23 protein-coding genes are annotated in these 22,083 nt (G+C 39.4%); 12 read left to right on the top strand and 11 right to left on the bottom strand.

Annotation, left to right across the window (positions count from 1 at the left end):
• Window positions 1-36: 36 nt before the first annotated feature.
• From PROVRUST_RS02015 to PROVRUST_RS02030, 4 genes are all read right to left on the bottom strand, one after another.
• Window positions 37-927, bottom strand: coding sequence for a LysR family transcriptional regulator (locus PROVRUST_RS02015; RefSeq protein WP_006813008.1), 891 nt, complete (start codon window positions 925-927; stop codon window positions 37-39).
• 42 nt (window positions 928-969) lie between these two features.
• The gene (gene accA, locus PROVRUST_RS02020) at window positions 970-1,929 is read right to left on the bottom strand and encodes an acetyl-CoA carboxylase carboxyl transferase subunit alpha (protein ID WP_006813009.1); all 960 of its coding nucleotides are present in this window, start codon (window positions 1,927-1,929) and stop codon (window positions 970-972) included.
• Between the two features lie 106 nt (window positions 1,930-2,035).
• Entirely contained in the window at window positions 2,036-2,599 is a 564-nt protein-coding gene (locus PROVRUST_RS02025) for a GNAT family N-acetyltransferase (protein ID WP_006813010.1), read from the bottom strand.
• A complete protein-coding gene (locus PROVRUST_RS02030; protein WP_438667000.1) occupies window positions 2,580-4,007 on the bottom strand; it encodes an AMP nucleosidase in 1,428 nt (475 codons plus the stop codon). The genes PROVRUST_RS02025 and PROVRUST_RS02030 overlap by 20 nt, the downstream gene beginning before the upstream one ends.
• A 361-nt stretch (window positions 4,008-4,368) precedes the next feature.
• Between PROVRUST_RS02030 and PROVRUST_RS02035 the strand changes: the two genes are divergently transcribed.
• Window positions 4,369-4,701 (top strand): MliC family protein, encoded by a 333-nt coding sequence (locus PROVRUST_RS02035; RefSeq protein ID WP_006813012.1) that lies wholly within the window; start codon window positions 4,369-4,371, stop codon window positions 4,699-4,701.
• 238 nt (window positions 4,702-4,939) lie between these two features.
• On the opposite strand, the gene PROVRUST_RS02040 is transcribed toward PROVRUST_RS02035, so the two are convergent.
• Entirely contained in the window at window positions 4,940-5,422 is a 483-nt protein-coding gene (locus tag PROVRUST_RS02040; RefSeq protein ID WP_006813013.1) for a GNAT family N-acetyltransferase, read from the bottom strand.
• 80 nt (window positions 5,423-5,502) lie between these two features.
• Here PROVRUST_RS02040 and pdxR point away from each other — a divergent pair, with 80 nt between their 5' ends.
• The 3 genes from pdxR (at window position 5,503) to PROVRUST_RS20090 (ending at window position 8,205) form a co-directional block, all read left to right on the top strand.
• Window positions 5,503-6,990 (top strand): MocR-like pyridoxine biosynthesis transcription factor PdxR, encoded by a 1,488-nt coding sequence (gene pdxR, locus PROVRUST_RS02045; protein ID WP_006813014.1) that lies wholly within the window; start codon window positions 5,503-5,505, stop codon window positions 6,988-6,990.
• Window positions 6,991-7,088: 98 nt separating this feature from the next.
• Window positions 7,089-7,670, top strand: coding sequence for a YebB family permuted papain-like enzyme (locus tag PROVRUST_RS02050; protein ID WP_006813015.1), 582 nt, complete (start codon window positions 7,089-7,091; stop codon window positions 7,668-7,670).
• A 238-nt stretch (window positions 7,671-7,908) separates the two neighbouring features.
• Window positions 7,909-8,205 (top strand): hypothetical protein, encoded by a 297-nt coding sequence (locus tag PROVRUST_RS20090; protein WP_006813016.1) that lies wholly within the window; start codon window positions 7,909-7,911, stop codon window positions 8,203-8,205.
• Between the two features lie 91 nt (window positions 8,206-8,296).
• Here the strand turns inward: PROVRUST_RS20090 and PROVRUST_RS02060 are convergent, their stop codons facing one another.
• From PROVRUST_RS02060 to PROVRUST_RS02070, 3 genes are all read right to left on the bottom strand, one after another.
• The gene (locus tag PROVRUST_RS02060; RefSeq protein ID WP_006813017.1) at window positions 8,297-9,328 is read right to left on the bottom strand and encodes a methionine synthase; all 1,032 of its coding nucleotides are present in this window, start codon (window positions 9,326-9,328) and stop codon (window positions 8,297-8,299) included.
• Window positions 9,329-9,355: 27 nt separating this feature from the next.
• Window positions 9,356-10,333: a DUF1852 domain-containing protein gene (locus tag PROVRUST_RS02065; protein WP_039854065.1), complete on the bottom strand. Its 978-nt coding sequence runs from the start codon at window positions 10,331-10,333 to the stop codon at window positions 9,356-9,358.
• A gap of 673 nt (window positions 10,334-11,006) precedes the next feature.
• Complete coding sequence (locus PROVRUST_RS02070; RefSeq protein ID WP_248696617.1) at window positions 11,007-11,183, bottom strand: hypothetical protein; 177 nt, start codon at window positions 11,181-11,183, stop codon at window positions 11,007-11,009.
• A 266-nt stretch (window positions 11,184-11,449) separates the two neighbouring features.
• Between PROVRUST_RS02070 and PROVRUST_RS02075 the strand changes: the two genes are divergently transcribed.
• On the top strand, window positions 11,450-11,821 hold the full coding sequence (locus PROVRUST_RS02075) for a hypothetical protein (protein WP_039854066.1): 372 nt from the start codon (window positions 11,450-11,452) through the stop codon (window positions 11,819-11,821).
• A gap of 35 nt (window positions 11,822-11,856) precedes the next feature.
• Here PROVRUST_RS02075 and PROVRUST_RS19090 read toward each other — a convergent pair whose 3' ends face one another.
• Window positions 11,857-12,105 (bottom strand): Ogr/Delta-like zinc finger protein, encoded by a 249-nt coding sequence (locus tag PROVRUST_RS19090; RefSeq protein WP_006813021.1) that lies wholly within the window; start codon window positions 12,103-12,105, stop codon window positions 11,857-11,859.
• Between the two features lie 85 nt (window positions 12,106-12,190).
• Here PROVRUST_RS19090 and PROVRUST_RS02080 point away from each other — a divergent pair, with 85 nt between their 5' ends.
• Window positions 12,191-13,441 (top strand): hypothetical protein, encoded by a 1,251-nt coding sequence (locus tag PROVRUST_RS02080; RefSeq protein WP_006813022.1) that lies wholly within the window; start codon window positions 12,191-12,193, stop codon window positions 13,439-13,441.
• Here the strand turns inward: PROVRUST_RS02080 and PROVRUST_RS02085 are convergent.
• Complete coding sequence (locus PROVRUST_RS02085) at window positions 13,413-14,504, bottom strand: phage late control D family protein (protein WP_006813023.1); 1,092 nt, start codon at window positions 14,502-14,504, stop codon at window positions 13,413-13,415. The two genes, PROVRUST_RS02080 and PROVRUST_RS02085, sit on opposite strands and share 29 nt — an antisense overlap.
• 158 nt (window positions 14,505-14,662) lie before the next feature.
• Between PROVRUST_RS02085 and PROVRUST_RS02090 the strand changes: the two genes are divergently transcribed.
• From PROVRUST_RS02090 to PROVRUST_RS02110, 6 genes are read left to right on the top strand one after another with little or no spacing between them, the layout of a single operon-like run.
• Window positions 14,663-15,829: a phage tail sheath subtilisin-like domain-containing protein gene (locus tag PROVRUST_RS02090; protein WP_039854068.1), complete on the top strand. Its 1,167-nt coding sequence runs from the start codon at window positions 14,663-14,665 to the stop codon at window positions 15,827-15,829.
• Window positions 15,830-15,841: 12 nt separating this feature from the next.
• Window positions 15,842-16,354: a phage major tail tube protein gene (locus PROVRUST_RS02095; protein WP_006813025.1), complete on the top strand. Its 513-nt coding sequence runs from the start codon at window positions 15,842-15,844 to the stop codon at window positions 16,352-16,354.
• A 21-nt stretch (window positions 16,355-16,375) separates the two neighbouring features.
• A complete protein-coding gene (locus PROVRUST_RS02100; protein WP_006813026.1) occupies window positions 16,376-16,681 on the top strand; it encodes a phage tail assembly protein in 306 nt (101 codons plus the stop codon).
• 38 nt (window positions 16,682-16,719) lie between these two features.
• Window positions 16,720-16,827 (top strand): GpE family phage tail protein, encoded by a 108-nt coding sequence (locus PROVRUST_RS20305; RefSeq protein WP_256596695.1) that lies wholly within the window; start codon window positions 16,720-16,722, stop codon window positions 16,825-16,827.
• Window positions 16,824-19,988, top strand: a complete 3,165-nt coding sequence (locus tag PROVRUST_RS18955; protein ID WP_006813028.1) for a phage tail tape measure protein — start codon at window positions 16,824-16,826, stop codon at window positions 19,986-19,988. The genes PROVRUST_RS20305 and PROVRUST_RS18955 overlap by 4 nt, the downstream gene beginning before the upstream one ends.
• 4 nt (window positions 19,989-19,992) lie before the next feature.
• Window positions 19,993-20,424: a phage tail protein gene (locus PROVRUST_RS02110; protein ID WP_006813029.1), complete on the top strand. Its 432-nt coding sequence runs from the start codon at window positions 19,993-19,995 to the stop codon at window positions 20,422-20,424.
• A gap of 110 nt (window positions 20,425-20,534) precedes the next feature.
• Here PROVRUST_RS02110 and PROVRUST_RS02115 read toward each other — a convergent pair whose 3' ends face one another.
• On the bottom strand, window positions 20,535-21,836 hold the full coding sequence (locus PROVRUST_RS02115) for a GTP pyrophosphokinase (RefSeq protein WP_039854070.1): 1,302 nt from the start codon (window positions 21,834-21,836) through the stop codon (window positions 20,535-20,537).
• Window positions 21,837-22,083 lie beyond the last annotated feature (247 nt).

Here is a 22,083-nt window from a genome sequence, read left to right on the forward strand (position 1 = left end):
CACTATCCGTATAAAGGGGAAAACAATCCATTTTCCCTATAAATTTTGCGTTAAATAACTAAGAAATTTATCGACTATCGGTGATAGTGAACGGCGAGTGGCATAGACTGCTCGCAACTCAATGGGAGCTGGTTGAATATTTTCAAAATGAATTTCGACTAATTTCCCTTGCTGAAGATTATCCTGACAAGCCTCTTTCGATAATATTGCGTATCCTAAGCCGTTAATTGCCCCTACACTCGCAAGCATTCCACTATTTACTCTATATTGGCTCGTCACAATAACTTTTTTCTGTTGCCCATTTTTTTCTAAAAATATCCACGGCTGCCCATGCAATGCACTTAAACTAGAAATACATGGCATCTCGGATAATTGGCTAATCGTTTTAGGGGTCCCTGTAGTTTTAATTAACTCCGGAGAAGCCACGATAACACTTTCCCATGATTTAAGAAGTTTTGAGTGGTAACGGCTATCAGCCAGATCCCCACGATGAAATGTCAGTAATAAATCGATATCATCACTGATGACATCCAAGGGAACTAATTGGGTATCACAATGGATAGCTAATTTGGGGTGTTCGATAGCAAATTTGGCCAGTAATTCTGCCAATAACAAGCTTCCAGACTCACTGGGAATAGTGAGCCTTAAGGTTCCACAGAGCTCTCTCGGATCACGAATTTGTTGCAGTGTTTCTTCTAACTCACTATATAGTTTATGGCTTTTTTTCAGCAATAAAGCCCCTTGCTCGGTTAAACGCATTTGTCTTGTTGTTCGTTCAATAAGTTGACAATTTAATTGCGCTTCTAACTGCTTTATGGCGCGACTAATATTTGATGTTGGCATAGAGAGTAACTTTGCTGCATTCGCAAAGCTACCTTGTGACGCCACTGCGACAAAAATGCGTAATAAATTCAAATCAACCCGCATTTGACTACCTAATTCGTTATGACTAATAAGGCACTAATAACATTAGCAGTAACCAAATGCCATTATTTTTTGGTAACGCTGAGTGAGCAATGAATCAATATCGAGTTGGCTTAGCTCCGCTAAATCCGCCAGTAATTGTTGTTTCAGATGTTGCGCAGCTAATTGATAATTACGATGTGCGCCGCCTAATGGTTCTGGAATAATTGTATCAATAATTGCCAACTCTTTTAATCTAGTCGCTGTCATTCCCATCGTTTCAGCCGCTATTTGGGCTTTTTGGGAATCTTTCCATAAAATAGATGCACAGCCTTCTGGTGATATTGCTGCATAGGTACTGTATTGCAGCATATTAATTCTATCGCCAACCCCAATACCTAATGCGCCGCCTGAACAACCTTCCCCTGTGATCACGCAAATAATAGGCGTTTTTAAATGGGACATTTCCATAATATTTCTTGCGATAGCTTCAGCTTGACCCCGTTCCTCGGCGCCAACTCCCGGATATGCTCCCGCAGAATCAATAAAAACCACCACAGGTAAATGAAATCGCTCCGCCATTTTCATTAATCGCAATGCTTTTCGGTATCCCTCTGGAGAAGGCATCCCAAAGTTTCTCATCACTTTTTCTTTGGTATCTCGCCCTTTTTGCTGCCCTAAAACCATTACGGGTTGTCCATCCAAACGAGCCAGTCCCCCCACAAGGGCTTTATCATCGGCAAATGCGCGATCTCCAGCCAGCTCCTCAAATTCAGTAAAAATTAATGGAATATAATCAAGAAGATAGGGACGTAATGGATGCCTAGCCAATTGCACAATTTCCCATGCGCTCAATGATGAAAATATTTTTTTTGTTAATGAAACACTTTTTTCTTCAAGAAGTTGGATCTCTTCTTCAAGTTTTATTTCAGAAGCATGACTCTGTTGCTTGTATGCAACTAATGCATCAATTTTTTCATTGAGTTCAACAATCGGTTTTTCGAAAGCAAGAGAATGAATAGACATACACACCTTAAAATTAATATATCAATTTTAACAGTGTAAATAGAGAATCAATCCTATTCTATTGATAAAAATAGGATTGATTATTATCAATAATGGGATAATGCTATTATTCGTTCAGATTTTTACGTAACAATATCGAAATACTGCCATTCATAAAGACTTCTTTATCTTGAATATAACCTAATTTATCAGCAACTCTTAATGAACGACTATTTTTCGGATCAATGAAACAGATGCTCTGTTGATGTTTTTTCTGAGATATTAGCCAAGATAACGCGGCTTGCATTGCTTCTGTTGCGTAGCCTTTTCCTTGGTATTCCGCCGCGATTACCCATCCAGCTTCTGGGATCCCTTTGATGGGTGGCTCTACCGTTCGGTGGAAATCTGCAAAACCCAGATCCCCCACATAGACGCCAGTATTTTTATCTCTTACCGCCCAATAACCGAAGCCAAGTAACGGCCATAATCCCCCATAGGCGAGCATTCTCATCCACGATTCTCGCTCCGTGGAAGGCTTACCACCAATATGTTGTACCATCGATGTGTTGGCCCATAACTGTGTCAAAGCAGTAAAATCACTCACTTCATGTTTTGACAAAATTAACCTGTCAGTTTCCAGTGTCGGGATCAATTGAGTCTCCTTACTTTCATTACCTAAATGGTGGTTCATCAAATGTTCTTAATTTTCGAGAGTGTAACTTATCCCCCTCTTGTCTTAAGAGATCGATCGCACGAATACCAATTTGTAGATGTTCTGATATAGCTCCCTCATAGAAGCTATTCGCCTGCCCCGGTAACTTAATTTCACCATGAATTGGTTTATCAGAAACACATAACAACGTCCCATATGGTACGCGAAAACGGTATCCTTGAGCGGCAATAGTGGCGCTCTCCATATCGACAGCGACAGCACGGCTTAAACTAAAACGTCGAGCTGTCGCAAAGAAACGTAACTCCCAGTTTCTATCATCTGTAGTTACCACAGTTCCGGTACGTAAGCGCTGCTTAACTAACTCTCCGGGCATATTGCTTACTTGTTTAGTTGCGTCATATAACGCCCGTTGAACTTCAGCAATACTAGGAATCGGAATATCTGGTGGTAATACGTCATCTAGAATATGGTCATCCCGTAGATATGCATGAGCTAAGACATAGTCACCAATTTTTTGGCTTTCTCTTAATCCACCACAGTGACCTATCATTAACCATGCATGAGGGCGTAATACGGCTAAATGATCACAGATATTTTTTGCATTCGATGGACCAACACCAATATTAACAAGAGTAACACCAGCCCCATCTCGAGCAATCAGATGATATGCAGGCATTTGAAATTTTTTCCACGTTAAATCTGAGGTGGCTATTTGTGGGTCTGCATTTTCAGCTGTTAGATAATTATGACCTACACAGGATAAGGCAATATAGCGACTCTCCGGATCACAAATTTGCTCACATGCCCAGTTAACAAACTCGTCGACATACCGGTTATAGTTAGTAAATAAAATATATGGCTGAACGTGTTCTGGTGGTGTTCCTGTATAATGCTTTAGTCGAGCAAGGGAAAAATCAACCCGTAGAGCATCAAAATGGGAAAGTGGCATATCATCCGTGACATGATATAAGCCATCGGTAATATCATCACTAATATGCGATAAATCAGTAATTGGGAAATGAGCGGCTAAGCTACTGCTCATGCTTCTATCGAGTATTAAGTCAGACCCATCAATCACAAATGGATAAGGTATTTCAGTTTTAGAAGGACGAACTGCAAAGGAAACATCATAATCTTGCTGAAAAATTGTCAATTGCTCAACGAGATAAGCTCTAAATAAATCAGGTTGGGTAATTGTAATACTATAATCACCCTGCTTGACAAAGCGTGCATATGCGCGAGTTTTTTCACAATGGTCGACTTTACCAATCCAAGTAACACACAATTCTGGGTAGGCGAATAAACCATTTTCTCTCGCTTTTACATCTGGAATGGTTCCTTTTTCGATGTAGGTCGCGATTGCATTTCTTAATGCTTCGATCGCATTTGAATAGAGTAATGAAAGTTTTTCTATGGTCTCTTCAATCGAGAGATTTTCATATTTTCGGTATTGTTCCAAAGACACACCCAACTCCTTATCAAATGACGTAATTTTGCTGGATCAGTGTATGTTATTCATTGTCTTCTCACAAGAAATTGCTTTTATCGTCTGATTATTTAATAGATTATCTTTCGCAATTTTTATTAATTAATATTTAGTTAAATTTACGTAATTAATTTTATAAGTATAAAAATTATTTTAAGAAAAAACTTATAGTCCATCACCATTAATTTATGATTAATTACTTATGCATTATATATTTTAAAGTGATTTCATATTACTAACAGTATATAAGTTTATTTTTATAAAAGCTGTTTCAATACTTTATAGGTATTAAGGAAATTTAATGAAAAAAACACTTTTAATTTCATCTATCACTGCTTTATCTATTCTAGCAGCCTCTTCATCTGCATTCGCAGCTAAAACAGACACCTACAATTGTGATGGACAAAAAATTAAGGTTTCTTTTCCTAATCAAGATACAGCAGTGATGCTTTATAGCGACGAATTAATTGTTATGAAAAGTAAGGAAGCCGCAAGCGGAGCTCGTTATGTGGGTGAGAACTTCCAGCTATGGAGTCATAAAGGCGGGTTAAATCTGGCAACTATTTCTGAAGATGATGCAGTCAATAACCGTGTATCAGATGATAAAGGTCGTGATTGTAAACTGGTTAAGTAATTTAAATTAAGAATTAATGTACGGCATTAACTGTAATAGTCAATGCCGTATTTTTATTTAGAATAGCCAATACTAATTATTGGCCAGTAATTTTCTATAAAATTTAATTTGTTAGTTGAAATATGAAATTTTAGCACCATTGAAAAATAGGAGTAACTAAAAGTACGATTTACTATTCCACTAAATGAAAATTGTAATTAGGTCTCTCTATTGTTTTACCAACAACGGAGAACCTATTTTATAATGGCATTCTATACTCAATAACCCCTGGTTTTTCTGCAACCCAATTATACAACTTTTGTCCTCGTAAATTGGTTTCTTGTGTATGCCAATATAAACGTCCACATTGATTTTGTTTGGCCTGATTATGAACAAATTCAATCAGCTGTTTTCCCACATGCCTTCCTCTAATTTCTGGCGTGACATAGAGGTCTTCTAAATAACAGAAATTATTTTCTGCCCATGTTGAACGATGATATAAGTAATTCACAAAACCAACCACGTTATCCCCTTCCAATGCAACAGCACAGTACATCGGTTCATCTGCATTAAAAAAGCGTTCCCAGGCTTTTAATGTGATCTCTTCACTTAAATCAACGTTATAGAATTTTTGATATTCCAACCAATAAACTAACCATTGTGGGTAATGTTCTTGAGATACAAATTCAACTGTTACTGGTAATGTTGCACTATTCATAATAACCCTTCCATTTGTAGACATATTACATAATGGGGCTATAGTACTTAGCTATCTGGTACTTCATAAGATACACTTTTGTTATTTATTTAGGATCCACTTTAATGCGCCGAAAACAGCAAGCTCAATTTCCGCTTTTATTGATTGAAAAAGGGCGAATTAATGAAGGGGTATACCATACCATTCGGAATGCAATTCTAGATGGCAGAATTATTGCGGGAATTAAATTACCTTCCACGCGCGCCCTCGCAGAAATGATGTCAATTTCTCGCAACTCTGTGATTGCTGGTTTTGATCGTTTAGTGGATGAAGGCTATCTTTATACTAAATCAGGGTCTGGGACCTATGTATCCGCACAAATTCCGGATGAGCTAGTACGCACAACAAGTCAACCACAAGTGGACGATTCACCAGAAAATCATGCGGTTTTTCTTAACCCCATAATAAATGATTTAGATCACCTATGGGAACAATCTCGCCCTAATACCGATAAACATCAGGTATTTAATATAGGTATTGGTTGTGTAGACCAATTTCCTCATGACCTTTGGGGACGTCTATTAGGTCGAGTTTGGCGTAAATCAAAACTGGCTATTACCCACTATAATCACCCTGATGGTTATGCTCCGTTAAAAAAACTACTTGTAGATTATGTGCGTTCAACCCGAGGAGTACACTGTACAGAAAAACAAATTATTATTGTTAATGGTACCCAGCAAGCTATCAATTTAGTTGCTAAAGTATTATTAAAACAGAAAGATAAAGTTTGGCTTGATGACCCCGGATATGACAGCGCCCGGGCAATATTTACTGCAGCTGGCGCCTCAATTGCCCCAATTCCATCCGATGATGAAGGAATGGATATCGCCTATGGAGCCAAGAATCATGGGGATGCTAAGCTGATTTATACCACACCATCCCATCAATTTCCTTTAGGCATTACGTTAAGTTTATCTCGCAGATTAGCGTTATTAGATTGGGCACAACAAAACAATGCATGGATATTTGAAGACGACTACAACAGTGAATTTCGTTTTCTCTCTAAACCGATCCAAGCTTTGCAAGGATTAGATAACCACCAGAGGGTTATTTACGCTGGTACATTTTCAAAAATGATGTATCCAGGATTTAGGTTGGGATTTTTAATTGTTCCAGAAAATCTGAGTGCAGCATTTACTATGATGAAGTACTACAGCGATAGTCATTGTAGTTATTTAGAACAAGCAGCCTTAGCCCAATTTATTCAAGAAGGTCATTACGCACGTCATATTCGAAAAATTCGTAAAATATGCCATGAACGGCAAAATGCTTTCTGCCAACATATTCAATTATATGTTCCTCATTTATTTGATGTGCAAATGACTGATTCTGGTATCCATACAGTTTGCTGGATAAAACAAGGTTATAGTTTGGATATTATCCTAAAACAGTGTCGAGAGCTCAATTTTGGTGCCCAACCTTTGTCTCGCTACTGTATTAATAGCCCAAATAATAATGCAATTCTGTTTGGCTATGCGGCGCATACTGAACAAGATATCATCCAGAGTATTCAAGATTTAAGTCAAAAGCTGTTGAAGATATACCCAAGATAAACAGAAGTAATTTTCGCCCTCATTCTGATTGCTGCTAAGAACGAACAGCTTATAAGATAACTTTAATGCACACTTTATCACCATATTGAGGTTATCTTATGACAAGAATAAATTACCCGTCAGAACTTGAGGTTGGAGATATTATTTTCACCAGTATTGGCACTGAGTTATTTCGTCAAATAGCCTCCGCATCACTGTGCTGGAGCAACCATGTCGGTATGATTATTGGGCATAATGGCGAAGATTACTTAATCGCTGAAAGCCGAGTTCCGCTGTCAACAACTACGACACTATCACGCTTTATCGCTCGCTCAGCTGAGCATCGTTATGGTGTTCGTCGCTTATCGACACATCTTGATGAACACCAAAAACAGGCGCTTATTGATGAAGTTCCTTCAAGATTAAATAAGTTCTATCATACGGGGTTTAATTACGATTCATCTCGTCAATTTTGCTCAAAATTTGTCTTCGATATATATCAATCTGCCCTGTCCATTCAGATCGGAGAAATCGAGACATTTCATACATTATTGTCCAAAAATCCCGATGCAAAACTTAATTTTTGGAAACTTTGGTTTATAGGCTCTATTCCGTGGGAACGTACAACGGTGACTCCCGCAAGCCTATGGCAACACCCCGAGTTATCACTCATTTATCGCAGTCATGATGATATTCACTAAGCCAGATTAGTCGATTGATTGATTATTCCCTCACGCTATTAGCCCCATTAAAGTGGGGCTTTATCTATCATTTCAAGACTTTTAGGAGCAACTTCAGCTGTATACTTGTCATTTCTTTTGACTCTCTTCATCTGTCACCATACCCTCCTTAGCACAAATGATTTTTAGTCTCTTATTTGCTTGCTCAAAGGGCTGACTGGATGAGCAAAATTTAGTGAAATAATTAGAGGGAAACTCAATGGCAAATCAATTTAGAGAAAAACAAGTTCCTTTAATGTTATTGGTTTCTTATGGTGATTCGTCTCCGAGCAGTAGCAACCTAGGCAGTTCTAGTGGAGGAAACAAAATGGAGTCAAGATTAAGTAGCCTTGAAAATGATATGAAAGCAATCAAAACTGATGTGGCGGTAATTAAATCAAATTATCTAACAATCAGTGATTTACATAAAGAGCTTGGTTCTCAAACCAAATGGATTGTTGGCATTATTCTTGCAGCTTCAGGTATTAGCTTAGCAATTGCGAAATTGATTTTTTAAGTGTCAACAAGTAGGCATAAATTAATCTTTTGAAATTTAATATAAAAAGGCACCCCTTGAGTGCCTTTTTAGTCGCTAACTCTTTGCTAGTTTATTTCGTTGAGAGTTCTCTACGAATGATCTCTGCTCCTGCGCTTAAGGCATTGAGTTTACCTCTCGCTACCTGATGAGATAAAGGAGCCATGCCACAGTTGGTCGAAGGATAAAGCTTATCTGCATCAACAAACTGAAGCGCTTTCCGCAATGTATCCGCGACTTCCTCGGGTGTTTCTATAGTATGGCTTGCCACATCAATAGCCCCAACCATCACTTTTTTTCCTCGAATCAATTCAAGCAGGTCCATAGGAACGTGCGAGTTGTGACACTCCAGCGAAATTATATCAATATTAGAAGTTTGTAGCTTAGGGAAAGCCTCTTCGTATTGCCTCCACTCCGTTCCCAAAGTTTTCTTCCAATCGGTATTAGCCTTAATGCCATACCCATAGCAGATATGCACCGCAGTTTCACATTTAAGCCCTTCAATCGCCCTTTCTAATGTGGCGATCCCCCAATCATTCACTTCATCGAAAAAAACATTAAACGCGGGTTCATCAAACTGGATAATATCGACACCTGCTGCCTCTAATTCTTTGGCTTCCTGATTGAGAATTTTGGCAAACTCCCAAGCAAGTTTCTCACGGCTTTTATAGTGATTATCATAAAGTGTATCGATCATTGTCATTGGGCCGGGCAAAGCCCATTTAATAGGCTGATTAGTTAGCTGTCGCAAAAATTTAGCATCTTCCACAAATACGGGCCTTTGACGAGCTACTGCCCCAACAACTGTAGGTACACTTGCATCATAGCGGTCACGAATTTTAACGACCTGACGCTTCTCAAAATCAACGCCACTAAGGTGTTCAATAAATGTTGTCACAAAATGTTGTCGTGTTTGCTCACCATCGCTGACGATATCAATACCGGCTCGTAACTGATCGTCCAGAGATAAACGCAAAGCATCTTGTTTACCTTGGATTAATTCTTCATTTTGTAACTTCCACGGAGACCAAAGTGTTTCAGGTTGTGCAAGCCAAGATGGTTTAGGTAAACTGCCAGCTGTCGATGTAGGTAATAATTTTTTCATAATAAATGACCTTTTATTTTTAGTTAATTAGTGTGTGTAGTTAGCAGACCATTGATCAAGAATATTCTTATAGGGCTTAATGAAGTACTCTTCAGTAAATTTCCCCTGCTCAATAGCCAACTGGCTACGCTCTTCTCGGTCATAAACAATTTTTGTTAATGAGTAATCTTGCTGATTCAGGCTTGGCTGATAACATTCACCTGCCACAGAATTTGCATTATAAATCTCAGGTCGATAAATCTTTTGGAAAGTCTCCATCGTACTTATCGTACTAATAAGCTCAATATTCGTGTAATCATTCAGTAGGTCACCTTTAAAATAAAAAGCCAAGGGAGCCGCACTATTTTGAGGCATAAAATAACGCACTTGCAGCCCCATTTTTTTAAAATATTGGTCGGTCAAGGAAGTGCCTTTCTGTTGGTACTCTATGCCTAATGTCGGGTGTTGGTTTCCTGTCCGATAATAAACATCTTTATTTGAAACGCTTAAACATATTATTGGTGATTTATTAAAGTTTTCTTTGTATTCATTTGAATTCACAAAATATTTAAATATATTGCCATGCAGATCACCAAAATTATCTGGAATGCTAAAGTTAGGTTGATTTTTATTATGATCTAACAGCAATACACTAAAATCATAATCTCGCACGTAAGAGGAGAAATTATTACCTACAACACCCTCAATACGCTGGTTTGTTTTTTGATCAATAATATTGGTTTTTAATATTTCAATTACAGGGAATGTATGACCCTGATTTTCAATCTTCATTGAAACAGAAATGATTTCAAGTTCTACTGAGTAACGATCACCTTTAGGATTATCCCAATACGCAAGTGAATTAAAACGATTATTAATCATCATCAACGTATTTTTTAAGTTCGTCTGGCGGTCTTTTCCTCTAGCTAAATTAGCAAAGTTGGTCGTTATACGAGTATTTTTAGAGGGGTTATAATTTTCATCAAAAAGACTGCTCTTAATCGTAAATGTAAAGTCTCTGTTCATCGTGGTTTTATTTCCTAAGCACTGATATGAAAATTTTATTCGCCCCTTGATTGCCGAGAATTTTCTCGTCATCTCATTTACCAATCTTCATATTCTCAATAAGTTATGAACCATTAATGCCAGAGCCTTTCGATGAGTTAAAGCGACTTAATTTCATTAGAACATGAACTATATTCATGATCAGGTATGTAATGCGTGGTTATTTAGCCATCCAGATGGCTTTAAAGCCACGGATTTACACGCTTTCCAATAAAAAATTATTCATGCCAGATTAATTGAATTGCACTATGTATCGCGCTTAAAAAAGATGAAAAAAATCTAAATATTTAAAATATGGATAGCGTGGTCTTGATAAAAATTAAAAATGGGCATCTCAAAATAGAATATTGAGTAATTTTCAATCAAGAGAATGTGAAAAAATTCAGACTATATGAATGCACAAAAAAAAGGCACTCGCCCCCGAGTGCCTTTTGACTACAACTCACTGAATTTAGAGTAAAAAACTCCTATTCAGCGGTTCTGGTACTAGTGCGGATTAGGTAGTCAAATGCGCTAAGTGCGGCGTTCTAAAAGTGACTTAGGTGATTGATATAAAAGGACTTAGTCAATAGTCAATGTCCACATATTGACCACGCTTGAAAAGCCTCTTTTGACGAGAGGCTTTTTATTCTTCTTATATTTCAATGGGTGGGAGTAGTTTTTTAGCCTGTTCAATCAAGGTTTCAATAACTGCCAGAGGAATATTTGGCTCATAACAAGTTAATGTAAATTGATGGGTAACATCCGAGTAAAAAACTTCAGCAAGTTGTAACACTGGATCAGTATTCGCAACATTCAATTCAAGGTACATCCCATCCCTAACAATGTCACTACCTCTCACAAATTCGTATACAGTACTATCAAAAATCATAGTTATCTCATTAAGTGATGTGGTCACATTTTATTAATTTTAAGTGTTACTACAGGCTCAAAGGTGTCCATCGGCTTTGACTACTGTCTCATGGCATAATACTATTTCAAAAACAAATTTCGTAAGATATAAAAAATCATTTTATTACTTAATTAGTCGTATAAAAAATAATGCATATTTATTAATTTCATCATGAGGACTTTATATTGAATGCGTATGTCCCCCCTCCGAAATATAGCTCTATTTCAATATCCATTCCTGCTAACTTGAAAGATGATTTTCTGTTAGAATGTAAGCAAGCTGGATTAGATGCTGTTGAGCCAATATTTTTATCCGTTGATCCTCCCAGCACCATAGAATTATTATTTGAAACATTAAAAAAAAGCAAAGTCATGGTGCCAAAATTAATCGAGGTGCTACACATGTTTATGAAACAACGCAATGTTAAAATTGAAGTCAGTGATAATAAAAAAATCATTGAATTATCTGGTTATTCTGAGGAGGAAGTTCGCCGTTTACTAGAAGCGAGCGAAGTGATTCAAATTTCTCATAAAGAAAATGATAATGATACCATCTAAAAAATTAGCCCTGATATGAATCAGGGCTATTTCTTCTAAAACATCTCCACCTGTTTTTCTCCCCTATGAGATCTTGGTAACTCATCTATTGGAATTTTAAAACCTTCAGGAAGTTCTTGCGGGATTGTTTTTGTGAGATAAATCTCTACTGAGGTTATAGTCGTAAAAGAACAACCACACAGCATATTCTGGCACTGATGATAGCTTCTACGGGTTTCACTACTCATGGATTTACTGGTTTTGGTATAAGTCACAGCGCCACACTGGGGACAATTGAACGCCATTTTTTAACCTTGGGTTTGGAGTATGCCTTAAGTTAGGTTAATCTATTCATCACAAAAATCAATTAAAAATCAGAAAGGAATTCCAATGAGTAATAAAGACGGGAAAATTGAATTTTTCAGTTTAATAGTTTCTATTTGTACTATGCTTGTTTTTATATCACCTATTTTATTACTTAATTACTTAAAAACATTAAATTCACAAAACATATTTCCATTTCTTTTAAGTGAAACATATATTTTCCCTTCCCTATTGTTTATATCTTTTTTTTGGGCTTTTATAATACTTTTCCTATTCATCATTCCATCATTTTTTTATCTTACAACAAGAAAAATTTCATCAAAGAGTGATATCAAAGAATTTAAATTACCATTATTTGAATATTCATCAATTATTATATTAAATCCTATATTATTATACTCATCTCTTTGTGTTTTTAATATTGACAACATTTTCGGTGCAATAATAACCGTATCAATACTAGCCATCAACACCATTCTTATTTTAGGGTCAAATATGATTTTGAAAACAAAAAATAAGAAAAACTATATATTTCAAACCATATCACTCATCACTATAACATTTTCAATATACCTCATTATATCCTTCTACATTAACCTGTATATTTCTTATATACCTTTTGTGCTTTTTTTAATATACCTTTCAGCAACCTTAATTAAAAATAGAAGTCGTGTTATTAATTCCATAAAATCAATTGATTACTTTAAATCATTGGAGTTTCATGGTGTCTTTAATATTTTATGTATCATTTCCCTGGGTTATATCGCCACTCTTGTTATTGCAGGAAATTTAAATGGTGATTTGGAAGTCAATAATGGGTTCACTGATTACCTATTAACACTAGTAGTTTTTTATATAATTCCTAATTTATTATTTTTAAATGCAAGTGGATTAATTAGATATGTTCTATTTGCCTCATACTTATTCATTGTTTCATTTCATTCAAATATTATTGAAGTTATTTCTTATCGTTCGTTTAACACTATGAATTTTATAAATGATGAAGCCATAAACATAAGCATTCAAAAGTGGCATGATGTTAAGTTACCGATACCTTTAAAAAATGATAAAATCATCATGACCTCTTTTAACGCATTTCAAACACAAAAATATTCTTTATTATGTAATTACGATGATAGTAAGTATTTAACTTATAAAATTCATTTTGAATCATTATCTGAACATTTAAATCGTAAAAATACTACACACTGTGTATTAGCTGAAAATGAAAATATTCATCTTATTCAATCCAATAAGCTTATCGAAACTATTCCAGTTTCAGCCGAACCTATCCCTCATCAATACCAACATCTTTGATCCTTATTTCTAACTCCAAACTTGTGACAAAGCCGTGACCATCGATTTGATGAACAACTCGGCTAATCACCCACTGGTGACTATCAATGGTCGGTTTAAAGCCTGTCACGGTCACTGGCATCTCAGGATAAAGGTCTGCGCGACCCTCAGCTAAGGTAATATTAAATTCTGCTACGCCCCTTTGTAATTTTGACCATTTGGCCGCGGCGGCACGTTTAGCCGATTGCTCGTTTTTAAAGGTTTGTCGCATTACAAAAACGTTACCCTCGGCGCCCTCGATGTAATCGCCCTCTTTTTTACTCGACTTCTCTTTTTTAGGCTTTTGCTTACGTTTAAGATTGGTTTTCTTTTGTTTGCCATAGTTCAAATCTAGCCAATAGGCTTGTACGCCAGTGTACGCTTGCCGGTCAGCCAATCGAAAATAATGCCGATCGCCACTTTCCCGCATGATGGTAATCACCGATAAGGCCTTTCCGCTTTGTGTGACGCCTTGATTAGGAACGATAAATAACAAACTGCCATTTTTAATGGTGGCTATCGCGCCGAGCATTTCAGCCATGCGCGTTAAGAAACTGATATCGCTCTCATTGGTCTGGTCGGCGTGATCAATTTCAATGTGCATCAATTGTTTGCTAACGGCGGGTTTAAGGTTATAGCGCCCTGCTATCGCGCTCACCACATCAGAGACTTTGATATCGTGCCAGCTATACTCCCTTTTGACGTTGAAATCTTGCCGAAAGTCCGCACTACGGGCGGTGACGGTGATTTGGTCGGGAGGGCCTGAATGGCTAATTTCATCAACGGTATACATCCCTTTATATATCAAGGCTTCACCTTGCCAGCCCAGGGAAACTGAAATTTCAGCCCTCCGCGCTGGTAACGCAATTTTGCCGTCAGTATCATCGATAGTGAGTTCTAAGGTATCAGCTTCAAAACCGCGATTATCCGTTAATGTTAATGACATTAGCCGGTCATTGACGCTCAACAGCTGCACGCCCCCGACTGTTAAATCAAATGCAGGAACTTTGACTAAATTCCCCTCAGCCCAATCCATAAAAGCCATATTCACCACCTAGCCAATTCAATATGCCTAGATTGGCGTCACGCGCGTAGGTGAGCAATCGCCCGTTGTTCTCTTGTGTCTATGAGAACGCTAAGTACATGATTTGTTATCAAACATCCCTGAGAATGAGAATAAATAGACATCAGGAGATAACAGCGATGGCCGTATATCATCACGGTGTTGAGGTCAATGAAACTACCGACCTTAGCACCCTTATTCGAGATATCGACACCTCAGTGATTGGGATTGTCTGCACCGCAGAAGATGCCGATCCCGAGGCGTTCCCACTCGACACCCCCGTGTTAGTTACGCGCATTAAAACGGTACTTAGTAAAGCAGGAAAAACCGGCACGCTTTACACCACACTCAAAGCCATTGACGACCAGTGCAGCCCAAAAGTAGTCATTGTGCGCGTTGCTGAAGCGAAAGAAGGCAGCGAAAAAACTCAAGACCAATTAGTGATTGGTGGTACCGGTGACGATGGTCGCTATACTGGCCTTTATGCCCTACTGACCGCCGAAGCCAATATCGGTGAACGCCCGCGCATATTGGCAGTACCGAAACTTGATACCAAACCGGTTGCTATGCAGCTTGCGATTTTTGCCGAGCAGATCAAAGCCTTTGCCTATATCAGCGCGAACGGCTGTAAAACTATCGCGGAAGCCAAGAAATACCGCGAAGATTTTAATCAGCGCGAAGTGATGATCATCTACCCTGAATTTATCGCCTACAACTTGCAAAGCGGTAAAAATGAAACCATTCCCGCCACCGCTTACGCCATTGGTTTACGTGCCAAGATTGATGCGGAACAAGGCTGGCATAAGTCGATTTCTAACGTGCCGGTTAATGGCGTTCTGGGTATTAGCGCCGATATTTATTGGACATTACAAGGTAAAGACACCGACGCCAACGATTTAAACAGTCACCAAATCACCACGTTAATTAAGCGCGATGGCTTTCGTATTTGGGGTAATCGCACCGGTGATAATGAAATTTATACTTTTGAAGTCTATACCCGCACCGCGCAAATATTGGCTGAAATGATCGCCGAGGCGCATTTTAGCTATATCGACAAAACTCTCACGCCATCATTGGTGAAAGATATTGTCGATGGAATCAACAGTAAAGGCGCGCAACTCGTCACGCAAGGCCGTTTATTGGGGTTCCAATGTTGGTATGACCCATCGGATAACCCGAAAGAAAATTTACGCGATGGCAAGGCGCACATACGCTACAAATATACCCCCGTACCGCCACTGGAAAACCTGTCTTTAACACAGGAATTCACTGACGAATATTTCACTGTTTTCGACCAACTGGGCTAAGGAATTTCGATTATGGGTATGCCTAAAAAACTCTTTTTGTTTGATCTGTTTATTGATGGTCAAACCTACCTTGGACAAGTAGAAGAAGTCACCCCGCCAAAGCTATCGCTGAAAACGGAAGATTATCAAGGTGCCGGTATGGTGGGTTCCGTTGCGGTCATGATGGGCTTGGATTCAGGCGCGTTAGATATGGAAGCCACTATGGGCGGCTTGCTGGCTGAATTATTGGAAAGTTGGGGCGGCACGATTGATGGTAAGCAATTTCGTTTTGCGGGCTCTTACTACAATGATTCAACTGGCGAATCCATCCCGTGTGAAATTCAAACCCGCGGGCGCTTTACTGAGCTTGATTTTGGTAGTGCAAAAGCTGGCGATAATACACAGCATAAGTACACCATCAAAAATACCTACTGCAAGATCACCATCAATAACAAAGAAGCCTTTGAGGTGGATTTGCTGAATATGGTGTGGAAAGTCAATGGCAAAGACATGTTAGAAAAACATCGCGCCAATATTGGCCACTAACTTTTAATAGGAAGATTTACTATGGCTGAAGTTATTCAATTCGACGCACCTATCAAATTAGAATCAGGGCAAGAAGTGACTGAAATCACTATCACGGACACCATGAAACAAGTTGGCGCGCTGCGTGGCTTAAAATTGTATGACGTGATGACTTCTGATGTGGATTCACTGATTAAGTTACTGCCCCGCGTCACCTCACCCCGCTTAACTGAGCGCGATGTTTCACAGCTTCCGATTCCGACATTTAATGCGTTAGCGACGGGTATTGCCAATTTTTTAGTACCGAGCTCCCCGCCAGAGATGACAGACATCGCGGACGAGTCATAGAGTGCCCCAACGTTGAAACGGATGAGTTAATCGCCGATATCGCCACCGTTTTTCACTGGGCGCCGTCTGAATATGACGCCATGACGGCCTCTGAACTCCTGTTATGGCACCAACGCGCAGCCGCCAGAACAGGAAATGAACCATGAGTAATCGCAATTTAAATATCAAAGTTTCGTTAAGTGCTGCGAATAAGCTATCTTCCCCTGTTAGTGCTGCACAGCGCAGCGCGGCAGGGTTAGCGACACAAATCAAAGCCACACAAAACACTATCCGCAACCTACAAAGCCAATCGAAAACATTCGAGCGACTTTCTAATTCCGTCAATAAAAACTCACAGGCTTACGAGACAGCTAAAAATAAAGTCAAAGCGTTACGCGACCAGTACCCGCCACTAACCCAGCAAACTGAAGAACAAAAAAGAGCTTTAGCTGCTGCTCGTTTGGAACGTGATCGCTACGGCCGCACGCTTGACAAAGAGAAACAAAAACTTAATAACGTGACAGCGTCACTCTATCGTCATGGCGTATCGGCACGTCAAAGCGGTGATGCCACAGCACAAGTGACGCGACGAACTGAAATTTATAATCGCCAGTTAGATGAGCAACGCCGACGGTTATCTGCCGTGACTCGAGCGCAAGGTCAATATGCCAAGTCAAAAGAGTTACGTAATAAGCTAGCGACGGGGGGTGCAATCGCGACCGCGGGCGGTGCCGGTGCGCTTTATGCAGGCTCGCGAATTACGGCTCCTGGTCGTGATTTTGATGAGGGTATGTCAACGGTTCAAGCCCTCACCCGATTAGATAAGAATTCTCCTCAGCTGGCGATGTTACGCCAACAAGCCCGAGAACTGGGCGCCAGTACCGCTTATACCGCCACTGATGTTGCCGCCGGTCAGAAGTTTTTGGCCATGGCCGGTTTTACACCTGATGCAATTAAGGCGGCATTGGGTGGCGTATTGAACATGGGTTTAGCCGGCGATATGGATCTTGGTGAAGCCTCCGATATTGGTTCAAACGTCCTGACTCAATTTCAATTGAAAGCCGGTGAAATGAACCGCGTCTCTGATGTACTCACCGCCACGTTTACCCGTAGTAATACCGATTTACGCCAACTCGGTGAAACCATGACCTATGCAGGCCCTATTGCCGCACAACTTGGCGTCAGTCTTGAAAGTATGGCAGCGATGGCAGGAACCATGGCTGATAACGGCATTCGAGGCAGTATGGCGGGTACATCGCTCCGCGCCGGTTTATCACGCATGGTTGCTCCTGTTGGCAAAGGTCAAGCCGCCCTCGACAAGCTAGGGATTAGCGTTAAAGATGCCAGCGGAAAACTGCGCGATGCCGACGCGATTTTAAAAGATGTTGGCAAGAGTATGCGTAAGTTTGACCAAGCCAGCCAGATTCGCATGAAAAAAGATATTTTCGGCGAAGAAGCGATGGTTGGTATGGGCGCAGTAATTGATTCGGTGATGAATGGCCGTTATGACGCGCTGAAAACGGCCAATATGGGCGCCGAGGGCGAAGCTGATAAAAACGCCAAGGTTAAGATTGATAACTTAAAAGGCGACCTGAAACAGTTGCAATCCGCGTGGGAAGATCTCGGTATTGAGATCCAAGAAAATGTTGATTCCCCTTTGCGGCGTGTGACTCAATCATTGACTGGCTTTATTGGTCAAGTTGGCCAATGGATGAAAGCACACCCTAAAATGACGCAAGCCCTTGCCGTCGGTGGGATTGCCATTGCAACATTAGTAACTGTACTCGGTACCTTAGCCCTTGCTGTAGCAGCAGTTATTGTTCCGTTTGCTGCGATGCGATTAAGTGTGTTTATGCTCACCGGTGGCCGTGGTCTCGGTGGACTTATTCCTAAATTAGGCTCATTTTCGTTTGGCTTAAAAAGTTTAATTCCTTCCATTGGTAAAACAGGTCGCAGCGTGCGTGATTGGTTGCCTATCTTTAGCAATGCTAAAGGGGCAGTTAGCCAGCTTTCATCTGGCGTGATGGCACTTGGTCGAACCGGATTTACGAGTATTTTAGCCGGCGCGGCCTCTACCGGTGGCGCCCTTTCTTTGTTATTCACCAATCCATTAGGGGCATTAACGGCTCTTGGCTCTGGAATTCAAGGACTTGCCACTGTTGGGTTTGGTAGCTTAATGACCGCCGGTAGTAACGCGATTGGTGTTATTGGGGGCGGTTTTTCCTTGTTATTGAGTCCTGTTGGGTTATTTGTCGCAGCCATTGTGGCGGCTGGCGTGTTGATTTATCAATACTGGGAACCGATTAAAGCCTTTTTCAGTGGATTTTGGGATGGTTTCACATCTGCCCTTGCCCCGATGGGTGCGGCATTCAGCGCCACCTTTACCCCATTCGCCCCGATATTCGATGGCATTTCAAATGCCGTCAGCAAGGTCTGGAACTGGTTTAAAGAATTGCTTTCACCGGTTCAACTGTCTACTGAAGAATTGAAATCCTGTACTGAAGCCGGTCAGGTATTTGGTGACGTGGTGGGTAAAGCCATCAGTGCCCTATTCTGGCCAATTCAGCAAGTCGCCAAAGGCTTAGGCTGGATATTAGAAAAGCTCGGCGTTATTCCTGATGCAGCCAGTGCCGCTGCCGATGCAGCAAGAGCCATGGGTGTTGACCCGAATGAAAAAGACCCATTTAAGGTACTCAATTCGGTTTCATCCTATGCAGGGAAAACCGCCAAAGCCAATGAGCAAGCCAAAAAACAGCAAGCCGAGGCAACCAGTAAAATCACCAGTAGCGTGATGGTTGCGGGTAAACAGTTGGAAAAAAGCAGCGAGTTACAGCAAAAAGCCAATGAAGTTAACCCGTTAGAGAATGCAGAGAAATACGGTACTTTGGTTTATGACGGCGCAGAGAAAAAGAGCAAAACCAAAGGCAGTAAATCCGCGTTAAGTGATGCGGCCGAAAGTGTCGATAGAAATAAACTCGGCGATATTGTGTTTAAAAACTTTCCTGCGGTGACGGCGGTTGATGGGTTGTATCGAGAGCCACGTATTTCCGCTCAAAAGCAGCCGTCATTGCTATCACAACTCAATGATTCCCTTATCAATACGTTTGCTCCTATTCAGCCAAAATTGAGCGCAATACCTGTGGCGGTATCCCCGACCCGACCAGAACGCCAAGTGATGCAACCTGAATACAATACCTTTGAATTACATTTCCACGGGGTTGATGTGAATAACGAGAAGAAGCTAGCCGACGTTGTGAAGCAACAATTAACCGCACTATTACGCGAACGCGATAGCCGCCGCCGTTCCAGCTTAAAGGATCAGGATTAATATTATGATGATGATTTATGGTATGTTTGTGTTTGAACTACGCACCGCCCCTTATCAGACTTTTAACCATTCACTCGACTGGCGCCACGTTAAAAATGACCGTGTTGGCCGCAGTGCCAAATGGCAGTATGTCGGCGCCGGTGAAGATAAAATCACGTTGTCCGGCACGCTTTACCCCGAAGTTACCGGCGGTGATGTGTCGCTGGAATTACTGAAAACTTCAGCCTATGTGGCTAAGCCACTGCCTTTGATTGAGGGCACAGGAACGATTTACGGTATGTATGTGATCACTAATCTGGTTATGGATAGGACAGAGTTTTTTACCGACGGTAAGGCGAAGAAAATAGATTTTACGCTGTCGTTAAGTCGAGTTAGTGAGGATGTTAGGGAGAGACTGGCTGGGGTGGATGTTGGGGAATTGATGGGGCTGTTTTGATAATATATCTATATTAAATAGGTCAAGTTTCCATAAATATATCTGTCAAAATTACAGCCTTTCATTGAATTCGAAAGGCTGTAATTAAGGTTTGCGTACATATCAAAGAATCAATTTAAAGCCAATGACTTAGACTCATAAGCTTTAAAATGAAATTTATAATTTCCTTCTTCTATGCGCCCTAATTTTTTATTAAATATATGAACGTTAAAGTTGTGAGGTTGCCCTACACCTATTTTAATCGTTAGATCCGATATATCAGTGTTAGGACAAGTTGTTTCAGTTGTTATAACTTCAACGATAGGGATAGTCTCAAAGCGTGGGTTAAAATGCCCAGTAAAGGTAGCGAATTTATTACTTCTAATAACTTCAATTTCAATATCGCCTTCATAGCAATCTTTAGTATTTGTTTTGTCAACTTGCCCTAAAACCACTACAACAGGATTTTTTTCATTACGATTGAGACGAATATTCTCACTAGTTTGTGATTTTAGCTCTTCTTTTAAACTTTCTATCTCAGAGCGTTGTACATCTATGAGTTTTTCATATTGTTCCTGTACTTCATCAATATTTTTCTCATGGGTGGACAGTTTTTTAATATTATCTTGTAATTTTTCTTTCTCTTCTAAGAATTGCTTTTCTTTTTTGCTTCTTTCTTCTTCTAGTTCATTATTTTTTTTTATTAATGCAATAAGCTCATTGACATAACTACCCATTTCATCAGCACTACCTGCCAAACGGTTAAATATTGTTAAATAGCTCATTAAATTTTCATCTTCTGAATAATCAGGGTATCTAACTTTATGGTCAATCTCACTCCAACCTTCTTCAAAAATTGTCCTTGTTTGAACTTCACAATAAATTTGTACCGAATGTATATTTGTAGCTGGGACTAAATAATGTATCGAACGATAGTTATAAAAATGTACTTTCTGCTCACAGTCAAGGTGATGAGAATATATGTCCATGACATCCCCCTCCCTGTGATATATAATTACAGGCTCATCTTCCTTAATAACCCATCTAGATAGAATATGATTATGTACTTCTTCCCAGTCACTTTTGAACAAATAAATTGCTCTAACTCCAATTAAATCAGTGATTATTGCTTTATAATTCCCAACATTGATGCTTTTATATTTTTCATTTAACTGTACTTCATTAAGCTTTCTAACTATCTTTTTTATCACATGAGATACACTTTTTATTCGCCAGCGAACTGAATGTACTGCGTTGCAACGTTGTATCTTCTTAGCTATGTATTCAGCTTCATCTAGTAAGGTCAGTTCATTTTCTTTATAATCTTCTGCAATTTCTTTCAATACATCTATAGCAATACCACTTCTTTCAACACTTTCAGCACTTACACCCATATCTTGTAAAAACTGCGAATTATTATTTTCTATACTCATAATTTTTGACCACAAAAGTTGGTGACTTATTATCAATTTATTATCTTTCACTTAAATTATTTAATGCTATTTGTTACTTAATTATCACTATAATTAGCTCTATCAAGTCTCACCCAAAAAATCACTATCATCTAATTTAAAAAATAAATCAACATTATTAATATTCATATTTCAATACTAAGATATTCATCTAAAACATGCTATTTATTTATAATTGATACATACGGTAAAGGATTCTACACAATAA

It is taken from the genome of Providencia rustigianii DSM 4541, from assembly GCF_000156395.1.
Lineage (GTDB): Bacteria > Pseudomonadota > Gammaproteobacteria > Enterobacterales > Enterobacteriaceae > Providencia > Providencia rustigianii.

Excerpts from the sequence above, each read along its gene's own strand:
- PROVRUST_RS02015 (WP_006813008.1), bottom strand. The coding sequence starts at position 927 with ATGCGGGTTGATTTGAATTTATTACGCATTTTTGTCGCAGTGGCGTCA.
- accA (WP_006813009.1), bottom strand. The coding sequence starts at position 1,929 with ATGTCTATTCATTCTCTTGCTTTCGAAAAACCGATTGTTGAACTCAAT.
- PROVRUST_RS02025 (WP_006813010.1), bottom strand. The coding sequence starts at position 2,599 with ATGAACCACCATTTAGGTAATGAAAGTAAGGAGACTCAATTGATCCCG.
- PROVRUST_RS02035 (WP_006813012.1), top strand. The coding sequence starts at position 4,369 with ATGAAAAAAACACTTTTAATTTCATCTATCACTGCTTTATCTATTCTA.
- PROVRUST_RS02040 (WP_006813013.1), bottom strand. The coding sequence starts at position 5,422 with ATGTCTACAAATGGAAGGGTTATTATGAATAGTGCAACATTACCAGTA.
- pdxR (WP_006813014.1), top strand. The coding sequence starts at position 5,503 with ATGCGCCGAAAACAGCAAGCTCAATTTCCGCTTTTATTGATTGAAAAA.
- PROVRUST_RS02050 (WP_006813015.1), top strand. The coding sequence starts at position 7,089 with ATGACAAGAATAAATTACCCGTCAGAACTTGAGGTTGGAGATATTATT.
- PROVRUST_RS20090 (WP_006813016.1), top strand. The coding sequence starts at position 7,909 with ATGGCAAATCAATTTAGAGAAAAACAAGTTCCTTTAATGTTATTGGTT.
- PROVRUST_RS02060 (WP_006813017.1), bottom strand. The coding sequence starts at position 9,328 with ATGAAAAAATTATTACCTACATCGACAGCTGGCAGTTTACCTAAACCA.
- PROVRUST_RS02065 (WP_039854065.1), bottom strand. The coding sequence starts at position 10,333 with ATGAACAGAGACTTTACATTTACGATTAAGAGCAGTCTTTTTGATGAA.
- PROVRUST_RS02070 (WP_248696617.1), bottom strand. The coding sequence starts at position 11,183 with ATGTACCTTGAATTGAATGTTGCGAATACTGATCCAGTGTTACAACTT.
- PROVRUST_RS19090 (WP_006813021.1), bottom strand. The coding sequence starts at position 12,105 with ATGGCGTTCAATTGTCCCCAGTGTGGCGCTGTGACTTATACCAAAACC.
- PROVRUST_RS02080 (WP_006813022.1), top strand. The coding sequence starts at position 12,191 with ATGAGTAATAAAGACGGGAAAATTGAATTTTTCAGTTTAATAGTTTCT.
- PROVRUST_RS02085 (WP_006813023.1), bottom strand. The coding sequence starts at position 14,504 with ATGGCTTTTATGGATTGGGCTGAGGGGAATTTAGTCAAAGTTCCTGCA.
- PROVRUST_RS02090 (WP_039854068.1), top strand. The coding sequence starts at position 14,663 with ATGGCCGTATATCATCACGGTGTTGAGGTCAATGAAACTACCGACCTT.
- PROVRUST_RS02095 (WP_006813025.1), top strand. The coding sequence starts at position 15,842 with ATGGGTATGCCTAAAAAACTCTTTTTGTTTGATCTGTTTATTGATGGT.
- PROVRUST_RS02100 (WP_006813026.1), top strand. The coding sequence starts at position 16,376 with ATGGCTGAAGTTATTCAATTCGACGCACCTATCAAATTAGAATCAGGG.
- PROVRUST_RS18955 (WP_006813028.1), top strand. The coding sequence starts at position 16,824 with ATGAGTAATCGCAATTTAAATATCAAAGTTTCGTTAAGTGCTGCGAAT.
- PROVRUST_RS02110 (WP_006813029.1), top strand. The coding sequence starts at position 19,993 with ATGATGATGATTTATGGTATGTTTGTGTTTGAACTACGCACCGCCCCT.
- PROVRUST_RS02115 (WP_039854070.1), bottom strand. The coding sequence starts at position 21,836 with ATGAGTATAGAAAATAATAATTCGCAGTTTTTACAAGATATGGGTGTA.